We start from the raw sequence: 388 nt of genomic DNA, 5'->3' as shown, positions 1-388 counted from the left end.
ATTCTATACGTAAAACTCGCCAAATGGCATCCGCGTAAGCTGCGTCATCATCGCTGCCCGGCAGCGCCTGACGTGATGCTCAGCTTAATGATCAGTCATCGGACGAGGAAAAGTTTTTACGCGTTTTTACCTGTACCTGCGCCATGCTTTCCAGGATGCGGTGGTAGTTCTCAAAACGGCTTTCGGCGATCTTGCCGTTCTCTACCGCTTCGCGAAGCGCACAGCCAGGATCGGTATCGTGTTTACAGTCGCGATATTTGCAACGGCCTAAATAATCATGGAATTCGACAAAGCCGTTGGTGATTTGTTCCGCTTCCAGATGCCACAGGCCGAACTCACGTACCCCCGGTGAATCAATCACATCGCCGCCGTGCGGGAAGTGGTAGAG

1 protein-coding gene is annotated in these 388 nt (G+C 52.6%); it reads right to left on the bottom strand.

Going from position 1 to position 388, the window contains the following annotated elements; all coding sequences use genetic code 11:
• Nucleotides 1–91 precede the first annotated feature (91 nt).
• A partial coding sequence (rsgA, locus tag FJV41_RS56605; protein WP_141649708.1) for a ribosome small subunit-dependent GTPase A occupies nucleotides 92–388 on the bottom strand: 297 nt, incomplete at its 5' end.

Source organism: Myxococcus llanfairpwllgwyngyllgogerychwyrndrobwllllantysiliogogogochensis (genome assembly GCF_006636215.1).
Lineage (GTDB): Bacteria > Myxococcota > Myxococcia > Myxococcales > Myxococcaceae > Myxococcus > Myxococcus llanfairpwllgwyngyllgogerychwyrndrobwllllantysiliogogogochensis.
The sequence above is the reverse complement of the archived record's forward strand: the minus strand, read 5'-3'. Positions and strand labels throughout refer to the sequence as shown.